General features: G+C 73.5%; 10 protein-coding genes. 8 read left to right on the top strand and 2 right to left on the bottom strand.

Going from position 1 to position 14165, the window contains the following annotated elements; translation table 11 throughout:
* Positions 1 to 590 precede the first annotated feature (590 nt).
* Positions 591 to 1703, top strand: a complete 1113-nt coding sequence (locus VGX25_RS08385; protein WP_326917056.1) for a NucA/NucB deoxyribonuclease domain-containing protein — start codon at positions 591 to 593, stop codon at positions 1701 to 1703.
* 271 nt (positions 1704 to 1974) lie between these two features.
* Here the strand turns inward: VGX25_RS08385 and VGX25_RS08380 are convergent, their stop codons facing one another.
* On the bottom strand, positions 1975 to 4806 hold the full coding sequence (locus tag VGX25_RS08380) for a helix-turn-helix transcriptional regulator (RefSeq protein WP_326917055.1): 2832 nt from the start codon (positions 4804 to 4806) through the stop codon (positions 1975 to 1977).
* Positions 4807 to 4936: 130 nt separating this feature from the next.
* On the opposite strand from VGX25_RS08380, the gene VGX25_RS08375 reads away from it, so the two are divergent.
* Genes VGX25_RS08375 through VGX25_RS08360 form a run of 4 tightly spaced genes read left to right on the top strand, consistent with a single transcriptional unit; the run spans position 4937 to position 10162 of the window.
* Positions 4937 to 5224, top strand: coding sequence for a hypothetical protein (locus VGX25_RS08375; protein ID WP_326917054.1), 288 nt, complete (start codon positions 4937 to 4939; stop codon positions 5222 to 5224).
* A 2-nt stretch (positions 5225 to 5226) separates the two neighbouring features.
* Complete coding sequence (locus VGX25_RS08370; RefSeq protein ID WP_326917053.1) at positions 5227 to 6303, top strand: tetratricopeptide repeat protein; 1077 nt, start codon at positions 5227 to 5229, stop codon at positions 6301 to 6303.
* Positions 6300 to 8633 (top strand): ATP-binding cassette domain-containing protein, encoded by a 2334-nt coding sequence (locus VGX25_RS08365; RefSeq protein ID WP_326917052.1) that lies wholly within the window; start codon positions 6300 to 6302, stop codon positions 8631 to 8633. Before VGX25_RS08370 ends, VGX25_RS08365 begins: the two co-directional genes overlap by 4 nt.
* Positions 8630 to 10162, top strand: a complete 1533-nt coding sequence (locus tag VGX25_RS08360; protein WP_326917051.1) for an ABC transporter ATP-binding protein — start codon at positions 8630 to 8632, stop codon at positions 10160 to 10162. Before VGX25_RS08365 ends, VGX25_RS08360 begins: the two co-directional genes overlap by 4 nt.
* A gap of 119 nt (positions 10163 to 10281) precedes the next feature.
* Here VGX25_RS08360 and VGX25_RS08355 read toward each other — a convergent pair whose 3' ends face one another.
* Positions 10282 to 10818 carry a CGNR zinc finger domain-containing protein gene (locus tag VGX25_RS08355; RefSeq protein WP_326917050.1) on the bottom strand — a complete coding sequence of 179 codons (537 nt, stop codon included), beginning with the start codon at positions 10816 to 10818 and terminating at the stop codon, positions 10282 to 10284.
* A gap of 25 nt (positions 10819 to 10843) precedes the next feature.
* On the opposite strand from VGX25_RS08355, the gene VGX25_RS08350 reads away from it, so the two are divergent.
* The 3 genes from VGX25_RS08350 (at position 10844) to VGX25_RS08340 (ending at position 14120) form a co-directional block, all read left to right on the top strand.
* Positions 10844 to 11788 carry an EamA family transporter gene (locus tag VGX25_RS08350; RefSeq protein WP_326917049.1) on the top strand — a complete coding sequence of 315 codons (945 nt, stop codon included), beginning with the start codon at positions 10844 to 10846 and terminating at the stop codon, positions 11786 to 11788.
* Positions 11789 to 11839: 51 nt separating this feature from the next.
* Positions 11840 to 13018, top strand: coding sequence for an amidohydrolase family protein (locus VGX25_RS08345; RefSeq protein WP_326917048.1), 1179 nt, complete (start codon positions 11840 to 11842; stop codon positions 13016 to 13018).
* Positions 13019 to 13166: 148 nt separating this feature from the next.
* Positions 13167 to 14120: a prenyltransferase/squalene oxidase repeat-containing protein gene (locus VGX25_RS08340; RefSeq protein ID WP_326917047.1), complete on the top strand. Its 954-nt coding sequence runs from the start codon at positions 13167 to 13169 to the stop codon at positions 14118 to 14120.
* Positions 14121 to 14165 lie beyond the last annotated feature (45 nt).

The following is a 14165-nucleotide window of genomic DNA, read 5'->3' as shown; positions in this document are numbered from 1 at the left end:
CACGCAACGTCTACGGCACCCGGTACCCGCAGATCTCCCAGGCGATCACCACCATGCAGCAGCAGGTCCTCACGCACCGGCGCGACCCGGCGGCCGCCGCCGCCGAGACCGGCGCGAGCATCAAACCGCTACTCCCGCGATGACGAGCCGGCCGGCACCGCGTCCGGTGTGGACTGTCTGCAATGGCCGGTCAGGGGGAGTTGTCGGCGATGTCGTTGGCGGCGATGTAGCCGAAGGTCATGGCCGGGCCGATGGTGGAGCCGGCGCCGGCGTGCGTGGCTACTCCGGGCTCTACGGGGCGTCAGCGGCCGCGCCGGGCGAGCCAGGAATGTCGTCCGCGCGTTAACTAATACTGGACATGTGCGCCCGCCGGTGGCGACACATGCAAATCAGAAAATCGTTGCCGGGCGAGTTTCGCCGCGCCGACCGTATGGACTTTCGGTGCGGAAATCACTACGGTACTGGTCGCGCGGACGACACACTCCGCCTACCCTGCGCCCGCGGAGAGATCCATGAGACGATTCTCGATCAAGGCCGCCCTCATAACGGCCATTTTGCTCGCATTATCCCTTCTGGCTATTAGCCCGATAATGGCCGCCCAGCCGGCCGCGCCGGTCGCCGCGCCGGCTCCCGACTGCGGCAGCCTGACGGCCGGGGTCAACCACGGCCGGCTCGCCGCGGCCGCCAAGGCGGGCAAGACCAGCGTCGCCTGCGTGCAGACGACCACATCCGGCAAACCGCCGGCGGGCGCCGCACCCACCGAGATCCTGCCGGCGCCCGACTGGTGCGCCATCAACCAATGGGGCCTGCGCCGCACCGGCGCCTGCATCGCGACCGGATGGGTGCTCACCGTCTACCAGCTCGACGAGTGGGGCAACATCATCGGCGTCATTGGCGAGATGAACGGCAACATAGTCGCCTATGCCTACACCGCGGCGGACATCAGCACCTGGGGCTTCCAACTGTCGATCAACCCGACCGGCGGCTGGGGCGCGATCGGCGGCACCCGCGCCGACGGATCCGCCTGGTGTGACGGCTGGTGCTCGCTGCGCCGCTCCGACTTCCCGACCCAGTCCGTCGCCATCGGCGGTTTCGTCCACGGGGAGTCGTACTACGACACCACGGCCACCGCCCCCGGCGCGGTCGGCTTCGCCAGCAACCACTACTCCTGGTGGTTCTCCAACGACGCCTGGCCGTACCCGGTGGGCACCACCTTCACGCCGCCGCAGGTTCGCTGCGACAGCGCGACCCCCGGCAAGGGCGTCGGGTGCATCGTCCCGGACTACACGCCGTGGCTCGTCTACAACCTGAGCGGGCCCTACCCGCAACTCGCCCGGCACATTCTGGACGCGCAGAGCTCCGGGCTGCCCGTCCGCCTCAACCGGCTCACCGACCCCGACCTCATCAACACCAGCCGGTCCATCGCCTGCCCCGACCGATATCCGCGACCAGAAGGCCACTCGTGCGACGAGTACCCGTTCGCCTCCACCTTCCAGGGCGCACTCTTCGCCGCGGCCGGCCCGCGAACCTGGGACTGGTGCCAGCTCGACATCGGTCAATCCAACTCGACCGGCCCGTCCGGATATAGCGTCTGCATGATCGAGGCCGGCCAAAACAGCGGCGGCGGCTCAACTCTCGGCTGGTTCTACGCCGACAACCGAATAATCAATGCCGACGAGTTCGGCGTCTCCATCGAGCCATAGAACGTCGTCCTTCCAGTATCGGTTTCGTGAGCCTCGCTCGGGTGGCGGACGCAACGGGGCTTTCCGAGTCGACCGGGAAAGGAACTCCGCGATCTCCGGGAGGCGCTGCCGGGGTGGCCGACCTCGTGGTCGACCTCTCCGGCACCGCGGTACGGGCCGGTGGGCGCACCATCCCGGAGGGGCACGCTGGTCACCATCGACGGCACCGGCGGCGAGATCGTCGGCCGGGCCGACGAGGTGTCGGGTGGCGACCGCACCGAGGCCGAGCGCCTCAGCGCGGCCCACGCCGCCCTGTCGGCCGGGGGTCGAGGGCCGCGGCGAGGTCGGTCCGGCCGGTGATGTCGAGCTTCTGGTAGGTCTGGCTGAGGTGGCTCTCGACCGTCTTGACGGTCAGGAACATGGCCTGGGCGATCTGCTTGTTGGTGCTACCCGCGGCGGCCATCGTGGCCACGCGGAGCTCGGTCGGGGTCAGGGCGTCCACTCCGGACGATCGGGTCCGGCGGGGTTTCCCGCCGGCGGCGACGAGCTCGGCGCGGGCCAGCTCGGCCAGCCTGGTGGCGCCGCAGGTGCTCGCCGTGTCCATGGCGCGCACCAGCGCCTTCCGCGCGCCGGCCCGGTCGTTGCGGCGGCGCCGGGCGGTGCCGAGCGCGGTCAGCGCGCGCACGAGCTCGAGAGCCGGGCCGCGATCCAGCGTTGCCACCGCCTTGGCGAGGTGCTCCTCGGCGTGGTCCGGATCGGCGGCGGCCAGGCCCCGCAGCGCGGCGCCGATCACCCGCGGGGTGCCGAACTCGCCGGCCAGCTCGAGATCCTCGGCGGCCAGCCGGCGCGCCTCGCCCATCCGGCCCAGCTGAGCCAAGATCTCGGCCAGGTCGGACCGCCAGCCCACCCAGGCCGAGGTGATGATGCCCAGCGCGAGGCACCGGTCGCCGACGGCGCGGAGATCGTCGGCGGCCTCCTCGAACCGGCCCTGGGCGGCACGCAGCCGGCCGCGGCCCGCCTGCAGGAACACGATCTCGGCATGGCCGGGATCGAGCGCGCCGGCCAGACCGCGGCGCGCCAGCAGCTCGTCGGCGCCCGCCAGCTCGCCGCGGTGCACGAGCGCCTCACACAGGTAGCCGACCGGGCCCGGCAGGTAGGTGCCGGCGCCGGCCAGGTCGAACGCGGCCAGCGCGAGGTCGGCGTCCACCTCGGCGGCGCGCACCTCGCCCCGCCGAAGCCGCCACCACGCCCGGTTGGCCAGGAAACCACCGCGGTAGAACAGATCTCCGAGCCGTTCGGCCCGGTCCACGCCCCAGTCGAGCACCTCCCCGGTCGCCGGATGGTCACCCATCAGCAGCGCCAGCGACAGCCAGGTGGTCCACCATGGCAGGCCCGCCGCGTCCCGGACGTGCCACTCGAACAGCGTGGCCGCGATCCGCGCGGCCCGTGCCGCGGAGTGGTTGTGGCAGGCCATGATCCCCGCGCCGACGGCGACGGCGTCCTCGGCGAGGTGCTCGACGCCGGTGTCCTCGAGCCTGCGGACCAACCGGATGGCATAGGGGGCGGACAGCTCGGCCGCGGCCGTGTGGTTGACCCCGGCCGTGATGATGGTCGACTCCAGCCGGGACCGCGCCTCCGCACCGAAGCTGGGCAGTAGCCGCTCAAGCTCGACAACGGCGTCGCGATTGCGTCCGACCGCGCTCATCGCCCGGCGCAGCTGCAGCGCGACCCGCAGCCGCAGCGGCTCGTCGATGATCAGGTCGAGGGCGGCCCGCAGGTGGTCGACGCCCTCCGGTTGCGCCAGCTGCGACTCCGCGGTGCCCAGCTCGGCCAGCAGCGGACCCCGCCGGTGCGGCGCGGGCGGCTCGGCGAGGGCCCGCCGGAACAGCTCGGCCGCGGTGCTCGGCGCCCCCTGGGCGGCGGCCTCCCGGCCGGCCTCCTCGAGCAGCTCGGCGACCCGATCGTCGCCGGCCGGATCCGTGACCGTCAGGTGGCCGGCCACCCGCAGCGGGTCGGCGCCCGCGTCGATCAGCAGCCGGGCGGCGTGCGCGTGCAGGCGGGACAGCCGGGTCCGGCTCAGCTCGTCCCGGATCACCGCGGCCACCAACGGATGGGCGAACCGCAACGGGCGCTCGTCGGCCAGCAGGCCGGCCCCGACCAGCAACCCGATCGCGTCGGCGGCGGCCGCACCGGAGAGCCCGGCGAGCTCGGCGGCCAGCCTGGGCTCGGCGTCGGCACCCAGGATCACCACCGCCCTGGCGAGCTCGACGGTGTTGGCGGACAAGGACTTCAGCCGGCGCAGGATGGTCCGCCCGGCTTTGGCCACGCCGACCGACATCACCTTCCTGGCCGCGTCGGCGGTCGGCGGCACCCCCGCATCGGCCAGCGAGCGCAGCAGCGACAGGGTCAGGAACGGGTTTCCGCGAGCGGCGTCGGCGCAGGCGGCGCAGAACCGCTCGTCGGCGTCGGCCCCGAGCTGTGCCCGGGTCAGCTCGGTGACCGCGCGCGGGCTCAGCGGCGCCAGCTGGACCACCTCGACGTGCTGCTCGGTCAGCAGGTCGGCGACGGAGACGTCGCCGCCGGGCTCGGGTTCCCTGCTGGCCACCAGCAGGGCGACCGGAAGGTCGGACAGCCGCCGCGCCAGGTAGCTCAACACCCGTACCGACAGCGGATCGAACCAGTGGGCGTCGTCGGCGATCAGCAGCACCGGGGCGCGTTCGGCCAGGTTCGCGACCAGCCAGTACATCCCGTGCAGCAGCGCGCCGGGCTCGGTCACCCCGTCGGATCCGTTGTGCCGCCCGCGCAATGCCGCCGCCGCGGTTCCCGCAGCCCCCTCGGTCAGCGACGGCAGCGCCTCGGCGCCGGTCCTGAGCAGCAGCGGCTCGAGCAACTGCCGCACCGCGGCGAGGGGCAGCTCCTGCTCGGTCGGTCCGCCGAGCGCCCGGCCGACCTGGAACCCGGCCGCCTCCCCGTGCCCGCGGGCGGCCTCAAGAAGGGCGCTCTTGCCGATCCCGGGCGGGCCGACGACCATCAGCGTGCCGCCATCGCCGGCCCCGGCACGGGTCACCACCTGCGCCAATCGGTCGAGCTCGGCTTCCCGTTCCAGCAAAGGGGTCGTGGCCACGCGGCTCGACCCTTCCCATGGCGCCACAAAACATCAGGGTCGCACCCGGAGTCGTCGGGGGGCCACCCCCGGGCACTCTCTTTTCCGCAACGGCATACCACACATGCCACAAGACGAAGGGGAAGCTCAGATGAGCAACACGAACGCCCGGCCCGCCGGCACCACGACGACCCAGCAGGTCCGCACCGCGGTCAAGGCCGGTGGCGTCAAGATCAACCACAGCGAGGCCGTTGTCGTGCGCACGTCGGTCAAGGCCGGTGGCACGCAGCTCAACCACAGCGAGACCGTGGTCGGGCGTACCTCGGTCAAGGCCGGTGGCATCGACCCGAACCACAACGAGGCCCTGGTCGTGCGCACCGCGATCAAGGCCGGCGAGGGCCGCATCATCACCAACCACAACGAGTCCTTCGCGGGCTGACCATGACCGACTCGGTAGCGCTGACCGACGGGGTGGACCGGCTCGAGCAGGCGAACGCCGCGCTCGCCGCCGGCGAGATCGACGACGCGCTGCGCCTGGCGACCCACGCGGTGGACCTGCTGTCCGCCGCGTGCGGTCCCGACCACCCGGACACCGCCAACGCCCGGCTGACGATCAGCGCGGTGCACGAGCGGGCCGGACAGTTCGACGTCGCACGACAGTTCGCGGTGGCCGCGATGAACTCGCTGGACCTGCACGCCGGTTGCGGGGTGCCGGAGGTGGCGGCCCTGCGGGTGAACGCGATGCTCGTGGCGGGCAACCTGCACCGCGTGCTCGGTGACCTCGACGCGGCACGGGCCCTGCTCGGCGAGGCCGTCATCGTCGCCGAGGACGAGCTGGGGCCCGGCCACCCGGCCACCGCGGGCGCCTACAACACGCTCGGCATCGTCGGAAAGTTCGCCGCCCGGTTCGACGAGGGGCTGGCCGCCTACCGCCGGGCGCTCGCCTGCTACGAAAGCCTTGGCGATCGATCGGGGATGGCTGCCGTGCTGCACAACCTGGGTGGCCTCGAGCACGAGCGCGGGCGGCCCGAGGCCGGCATCGCCTATGCGCAGCGCGGCCTCGCGCTACGGGAGGCGACGCTCGGCCCCACGCACCTGGACGTGGCCGCCGATCTCGGCGCGCTCGGCGCCCTGTTCGAGCAGGCGGATCGGCTCGTCGACGCGGAGATCGCCTACCGCAGGGCGCTGGCGGTGTTCGAGTCGGTGCTCGGGCCGCACCACTACGAGGTGGCGGTGGTCTGCGGAAACCTGGCACTTCTCCTTGCCCGGCAAGGTAAGGCCGACGCCGCCGAGGCACTCTACCGGCGGGCGCTCGCCGGCAAGCGGGTCGCGCTCGGCGCGAACCATCCGGATCTCGCCGTGACCATGCACAACCTCGGCGTGCTCCTGGCCGACACCGGCCGCGCGGCCGAGGGGGTCGAGCTGCTGCGCACCGCCGAGTCCCTCCTCGCCGCCCGGCTGCCCGCCGACCACCCACGGCTGGTCGCCGTGCGCACCACGCTGGCCGGGTTTCGATGACCGGCCGCCGGTTCCTGGTACCCGAGGTCGTGCAGACGTCCGGAATGGACTGCGGACCGGCCGCGCTCACCTGCCTGCTCGGCGGGTTCGGGATCCGGGCCAGCTACGGCCGGCTGCGTGAGGCGTGTCAGACCGAAGTGGACGGTACGTCGATCGACACGCTCGAGGACACCGCCCGGCTGCTCGGCCTTGCGGCCACCCAGGTGATGGCGCGGCCGGAGCGGATCGCCGCCGAGGACTCCGGCCTGCTGCCGGCCATCGTGATCACCACGCTGCCCGGCGGGTTGCTGCACTTCGTCGTGGTGTGGCGCCGGCACGGCGCGTTCCTGCAGATCATGGACCCGGCGGTGGGCCGGCGCTGGGTGCGTGCCGATCGGTTCCTCGACGAGGTCTACGTGCACCAGATGCACCTGCCGCCGCAGGACCTCGACCAGGTGCCGGACTTCGTCACCGTGGAGCCGGACGGCCGGCTGCTCGCACGCGGCGCCGTACTGGTGCGGGTCACCGGGCCGAGCACGGAACCCGTTGACACCGCGTCGCTTCCGGCCGAGCTGCGGGCCGCGCTGACCGAGCCGCCGGCCCGCCCGCTCGCCGAGCTCACCGCCCGGGTGCTGCGCACCGGCGGCCCGGCCAGGATCGCCGCGCTCGGGCTCGTCGCCGTCGCGGCCGCCGCCGGGGTCATCGTGGAAACCCTGCTGTTCCAAGGCATCATCGACGCACCGGACTCGCAGGGCGGGCGCTTCGCCGCGCTCGCGATCGTCGCAATGGGACTGTTGGTGCTCGACGCGGTGCTCGCCACGTCCGGCGCCGCGCTCGGCCGGCGGCTGGACGGCGGCCTGCGCCGGGCGCTGTTCCGCCGGCTCCCGCTGCTGCCCGACCGGTACCTGCGCAGCCGACCCACCTCCGACCTTGCCGAGCGGGCGCACCGGCTGCACCAGCTCCGGGACCTCCCCGCGCTCGGCGCCGAGCTCGTCCGCGCGCTGGCCGAGCTGGTGGCCGTGACGGCGGCCATCGCCTGGCTCGCGCCGGACGTCGCGGCGCCCGCGGTGCTCTGCGCGGTGATCACGATCGTCGCGGCCGCCGTCAGCCAACCGGCACTGTCCGAACGCGACCTTCGGCTGCGCAGCCACGCGGGGGCACTGGCCCGGTTCTTCCTCGACGGGATGCTGGGCCTGGTCGCCGTGCGGGCGCACGCCGCGGAACGGGTGGTGGCCGCCGAGCACGACGGGCTGCTCGCCGAGTGGGCCCGCACGGCCCGCGCGCTGGCCAGGGCGGCGGTGACCACCGAGGCGGTGCAGCGGCTCGCCGGCGTCGCCGCGGCCGCCTGGATCGTCTGGGGCGTCAGCGATCGGGCCGCCACGCGGCCGGGCACGTTCCTGCTGCTGACGCTCTGGGCGGTGACGCTGCCGGTGATCGGGGACCGCCTCGCGCAGCTTGCCCGCCAGTGGCCGTGGCACCGCAACGTGATGCTGCGCTTTCTCGAGCCGCTCGCGGCCGGCCCGGCGGATCGCGAGACGGCAGCCGATCTGCCCGGCACCGGCGGGGTCGCCATCGACCTGCGCCGGGTTTCCGTTGTGGCGGGCGGGCATCTGCTGCTCCACGAGGTCGACCTCCGGATCGCCGGCGGCGAGCGGGTCGCCGTCGTCGGCGCCGCCGGCGCCGGCAAGTCGAGCCTGATCGGCACGCTGCTCGGCTGGCTCGCCCCGGTGTCCGGCCGGATCCTCGTCGACGGCCGGCCGCTCGACCCGGTGGCGCTGCGTGCCGCCACCGCCTGGGTGGACCCGAACGTGCAGCTGTGGAACACCTCGCTGGCGGCGAACCTGCGCTACGGCAACGAAGGCGACCCGGCCCGGGTGATCGCCGCTGCCGAGCTGGGCGATGTGCTCGACGGCCTGCGCCGCCGCCCGGCCGGCGCCGACACCCCGCTCGGCGAGGGCGGCGGGCTGCTGTCCGGCGGCGAGGGCCAGCGGGTCCGGCTCGGCCGGGCGCTGCTGCGCCGCGGGGTTCGCCTTGCCCTGCTGGACGAGCCGTTCCGCGGTCTCGATCGCGAGCAACGCCGCCGGCTGCTCGGCCGCGTCCTGACCGCCTGGCCGGGGGCCACGATGCTGATGGTCACCCACGACGTCGGGGACACCCTCGCCTTCGACCGGGTGCTGGTGGTCGACGGCGGCGCCGTCGTCGAGGACGGCGCGCCCGCCGCGCTGGCCGCCGACCCGCGTTCGCGTTACCGCGCCCTGCTCGACGCCGAGCGCGCGGCCGGGTTCGGCGACGACTGGCGGCACCTGGTCGTCGACTCCGGACGGGTGCACGACCTGGAGGTGATCCGGTGAGCCCGCGCCTGATCGGCCGGCTGGCCGCGTTCGTGTGCGCCCACACCGCGGCGTACGTGCTGTTCGTGGTGTCGTGGATCGTGCTCGGCCACGCCGCGTTCACCGGCACGGTGGGCACCGGCGAGCTGCTCGGCTGGGCCGGCCTGCTCGCCGCCGCCGTGCCGTTCCACCTGATGGCGACCCGGTTCCAGGCCTCGGTCGCGATCGAGGGCGGGCGCGCACTGCGGCGCCGGTTGCTGGGCGGCGCGCTCGAGCTCGAGCCCGAGGAGGTGCGCGGCGAGGGCGTCGGCCGGCTGCTCGGGCGGGTGCTGGAGGCCGAGGCCGTGGAGGATCTGGCGCTGGGCGGCGGAATGCTCGGCCTGGTCGCCGTCGTCGAGCTCGCGCTGGCCGGCGCGGCGCTGGCCGCCGGGCCGGGACCGGTGCCGGCGTTCGCGCTGGCCGCCTGGGTGTGCGGCACCCTCGCGCTGGCGTGGCGGTACCTGCTGGCCCGGCGCAACTGGGCGCGGGCCCGGCTGGCGCTGACCGACGACGTGGTGGAGAAGATGCTCGGCCACCGCACCCGGCTGGCCCAGCAGCCGCCCGACGGGTGGCACGCCGGCGAGACCGAGGCGTTGCACCGGTACGAAACCCTCGGCCGGGCAATGGATCGGCGGCTCGCGGTGCTCGTGGCCATGTCCCCGCGCGGTTGGCTCGCCACCGGCGCGCTGGGGCTGTGGCTGTCGGCGACCGGCGGCGCCACCCCCGCCGCGCTCGCCGCGGGCGCCGGCGGGGTGCTGCTCGCCACCGGCGCCCTGCGCACGCTCGTCACCGGGCTCGCCCAGCTCGCCGACGCCTCCGCGGCCTGGCACAGCGTTCGCCCCCTGGTGCGGGCCGCCGCCCGACGCGGGGACGAGCCGGTGACCCCGCCGGACCCGGTAGACGGCGCGCCGCTGCTCACCGCCGACGGCGTGGAGTTCGGCTACCCCGGCCGAAACGTGCTGGCCGGCGCCGCGCTGCGGATCACCGCGGGCGAGCGGGTGCTGATGGACGGCCGGTCCGGCAGCGGAAAGTCCACCGTGGTCTCCCTGCTCGCCGGGCTGCGCGCGCCGACCGGCGGGGTCCTGCGGCTGCACGGCCGCACCCGCGCGGAGACCGGCAGCACCCACTGGCGCCGGCGGATCGTCGCCGTGCCGCAGTTCCACGAGAACCACATCGTGCAGGGACCGCTGGCGTTCAACCTCCTGATGGGCCGCGGATGGCCGGCCACCCAGGCGGATCTGGACGCGGCGGCGGAGGTGTGCCGGCGGCTCGGACTCGGCCAGCTCGTCGAACGCATGCCGTCCGGTCTCGGGCAGCTCGTCGGCGAAACCGGCTGGCAGCTCTCCCACGGCGAGCGCAGCCTGGTCTGCCTGGCCCGTGCGCTCCTCCAGCGACCCGACCTCATGATCCTCGACGAGACCTTCGCCCCGCTGGACCCCGCCACCCGCTGCCGTGCCCGCGACGCGGTCACCGACCTCACCCCGACGATCCTGGTGACCCACCACCGGTAGGCCCGGCACGGATGGCTCGGCCCGAGTTGTCGAACGGCCGGGCCGGCACAGTGATCGGCACGGCGTTGCGCCCTGTCGGTACCTCGTCGCAGCGGGGCTTCGCGCCGGCGCCGGGCCGGTCAGTTGGTGGGTGGCTGGGTTTGTTGGCGCTCGCGGTGGTGGGCGACGTGGGTTCGGTTGGCGCACCGGGGGGTGCAGAAGCGGCGGCGGGCGTTGCGGGAGGTGTCGATGAAGACGGTGGGGCAGTGGGGGCGGTGGCAGTGGCCGATGCGGGTGGGGTCGTCGCAGAGGGCGTGGGCGAGGCCGGCGGCGGTGTAGGCCTTGATGCGGTGCACGAGGGGGGCGTCGTGCTCGGCGTAGTGGAAGTGCGGTGCGCGGCCGTCGTGCTGGGAAATGTAGGGCGCAGCGGCGACGGCGGTGAGGAGCTCGTTGATCAGCTGGACGCGCTGGTTCGGGTCGGGTTCGTAGAACACGGCGCGCAGGCGCTGGGCCCAGCGGGTCAGCTCGCGGGTCTGGGCGGGGTCGACGTTGTAGGCGGGCCGGTAGTCGTAGGCGGTCAGGATGCCGTTGATGGTGCTCGCCTCGGCTCGGGGACCGGCGTTGACGAGCGCGGCGGCGAGTTGGGCCGCGGTGCCGCCGTAAGGGTTGAACTGCACTAGGTCATTACATCACAGTGAGTGCATGACCACCAGCGTGCTGTGCCCACCCGAGCGGATCCTCGACTGGCGGCGCCGGATGGTGGGGCTGTTACTGGCGATCGGCGCCGCGGTCGCGATGGGTGGTGCGGCGCCGGCGCTGAAGAAGCTGGGGTCGACCGGCCTGTCGGCGGTGAACGTGGTCCAGGCGCGCACGGTGACGGGCGCGGTGGTGTTGCTGACCCTCGCCCTGGTGTTGCGCAGGGGAAGGATGCGGGTCGGCCGCCGGGACTGGTGGCTGGTCGGCGGGTACGGCCTGGTGAGCCTGGCCGTCAACCAGGTGGTGTTCACCACGGCGCTGGCCCGCCTCCCGGTCGGCGTTGCGCTGCTGCTTGAGTACCTGGCGCCGGTGCTGGTGGCGCTGTGGGTGCGGTTCGTGCAGCGCGGGACGGTGTCCGGTCTGGTGTGGGTCGGCATGGCGGGCACGCTGCTCGGCCTTGGGCTGGTCGGCCGGGTGTGGGCGGGGTTCGCGCTGGACGGCGTCGGGTTCGCGCTGGGGTTGCTCGCGGCGGCGACCCTGGCCGCGCGGTTCGTGCTGGCCGAGCGGGGGCTTCGCCGCCACGATCCGCTGGTGTTGGCGGCGTGGGGCACGACGGTCAGCGCCGGTGCGCTGCTGCTGACCGGGTTGGTCGAACCGTTCCCGATGGCCCTGCTCGCGCGGGAGGGGACCGGGCTGCCGACGATCGCGCTGGTGCTGTGGGTCGGGCTGGTCGGGACGGCCGGCGGTGTGCTGCTCGTGATGGCCGCGCAGCGCTGGCTGGCGCCGACCTCGGCGAGCCTGGTGCTGACCCTGGAGGTGGTGGCGGGCGCGGGGATGGCCTACGTGGTCCTCGGCGAAACGCCGACGGTCGCCCAGCTCATGGGCGGGGTGGTGATGCTCGCCGGGATCGCGATGGCACAGCTCGCGATCACGCGCCGGGGACCGACCTGAATGACCGGGCGGTGCGACGCGGCCCGGGATCGCCCCGGTAGCGTCGGCGCCATGGGCGCCTTGGTCGTGCGGTTCGGCACGTTGCATGATCGGCCGGGTGAGGAGCCGAAGCGCAACGGGCACCTGGTGATCGACGGCGACCGGGTCGTCGGGGTGGACGTGCCGGCGCCGGACGGCGCGGTGGCGGTCGAGGCGGCGTGCGTGGTGCCGGGTCTGGTCAACGCGCACGCCCACCTGGAGTGCGACGCCAGCGCCAACACGGTGGGGTACTTCGCGGCGACGACGCCGACCAGGCGCGCGATCACCGCGGCCAACAACGCCCGGCTCGCCCTGGCGGCCGGGGTCACGTCGGTGCGGGATCTCGGTGCCAGCAACCGGATCGCGCTGGAGGTCCGGGACGCGATCGCGTGCGGTGCGCTGCCCGGCCCGAACGTCGTGGCGGCCGGCAACGTCATCTGCATGACCGGCGGCCACGGCTCGTTCGTCGGGCGGACTGTCGACGGCGTGGACGACATCCGCCGGGCGGTCCGCGAGCAGCGCCGCGACGGCGCCGAGTGGATCAAGTTCATCGCCACCGGGGGCGTGCTGACCCCCGGCGCGGTACCCGGAACCGCCGAGCTGACCCAGGAGGAGCTCGCCGCCGGCGTGGCCGAGGCGCACCGGCTCGGCCTGTCGGCCGCCGCGCACGCCATGGGCCCCACCGGCATCATCGCCGCGCTGCGGGCCGGCATCGACTCCATCGAGCACGGCCACCTCATCGACGCCGCCGGCATCGAGCTGATCGTCGAGCGCGGCACCTACCTGGTGCCCACGCTCAGCGCCATCGTCTGCATCGTCGAAGCCGGCCCGGAGGTCGGGCTGCCCGCCGAGATCACCCGCAAGGCGCGTGAGATCGCCGAGCACGCCGGCGCGAACCTCGGCCGCGCCCGCGCCGCAGGCGCCCGGTTCGCGGGTGGGTCGGACGCGGGCACCCCGTTCAACGGCCACGACAACTACGCGCGCGAGGTCGAGCTCATGCACACCATGCTCGGCATGACCCCGCGCGAAGCCCTCCGCGCCGCCACGGTGCACGCCGCCGACCTCATCGGCCTCCCGCGCGGCACGCTCACCCCCGGCGATGTCGCGGACCTGGTATGCCTCGACCGCGACGTCGACGCCGACATCACCGCCCTGCGCACCCCGACCGCGGTCGTCCAGGCCGGGAGCATCGTGCGGCACGGCTCCCGCTGAGCAATTCGCTGCGTCAACTCGATTCGAGTCCGGTTTCTGTCAATGATTTGACCATTTTTGGGTTGGGTGCTCGGTAACTTTCGGGCCCGTTCGTGCGAGTATCCTCGAGGACTGCTGGATCATTTCCTTTCGAAAACGTGGCAAAGGGATGATGATGCGCACACTGTTGGTTCTGTTCACGATCCTCGCGGTCGGTTTCGCGGCGCCGGCGCCGGCGGTCGCCACCGCGGCACCGGCCGACTCGACGTCGTCGACCTCGCTGCCGACCTGTTTCCCGCGGGCCGCCATCGACCGGATGGTCGCGTATATCCGCACTCAGCAGCAGCCGGACGGCTCTTTCCCCGGCATTGGGCAGAGTTCGACCGCCGACGCGGTGTACGCGCTGGTCGCGTCCGGAGTCGACCCGTCGCGGGTGACGAACAACGGCAATTCCGCGATCGATTTCATCTACTCGCAGACCGGCAACCTACAGAGCACTGGCGTGGCCGCGAAGTTCCTGCTGGCGCTGGTCCTGGCAAGGCGCTCGACGGTGGCACCCAACGGGTTCGACTACGTCGCCAGGGTGCGCGACGCGTTCGACCCGGCCACCGGCGTGTTCGACCCCAACCCGACCGGCAACTACTACTCGCTGATCGCGTTGCGGGCCGCGGGGCAACGGGTGCCGGCGCTGGCGTTGCGGGTGGCGGCGGCCGCACAGCAGGCCGACGGCGGCTGGCCGTCCGGCGACCCGCCGGGTAACTCCGACACCAACACCACGTCGGTCGCCATGGTCGCCTTGATCGTCAACGGCCGCACGGCGCCCATTCCCGCGGCATTGCGGTATCTGCGGACCCAGGTGGCCCCGGAGGGCGGTTTCACCTTCTCCACGGTGTTCGGCAATGAGAGCGACGCCAACTCCACCGGCCTGTCCACCGTGGCGTTGCTGGCCGCGCGGCAGGACCTGCGAAACTTCGAAAGCGGAGGCGTGGACCCGGTGGAACGGCTGCGGCAGCTGCAGAATCCCAGCGGCGCGTTCCGCTTCAGCGACTCGTTCCCCGGCGACAACGCATTCGCCACCTACCAGGCCGGCCAGGCGGCCGGGCTGACCCGCTGCACCCGTTAGCGGACACACCTGGGAATCGGGGAGGCCGCGCGTGCGGTACGGTTC

This window comes from Actinophytocola sp. (assembly GCF_035942955.1).
GTDB lineage: Bacteria > Actinomycetota > Actinomycetes > Mycobacteriales > Pseudonocardiaceae > DASYTH01.
This window is presented reverse-complemented; position numbering and strand designations above follow the sequence as displayed.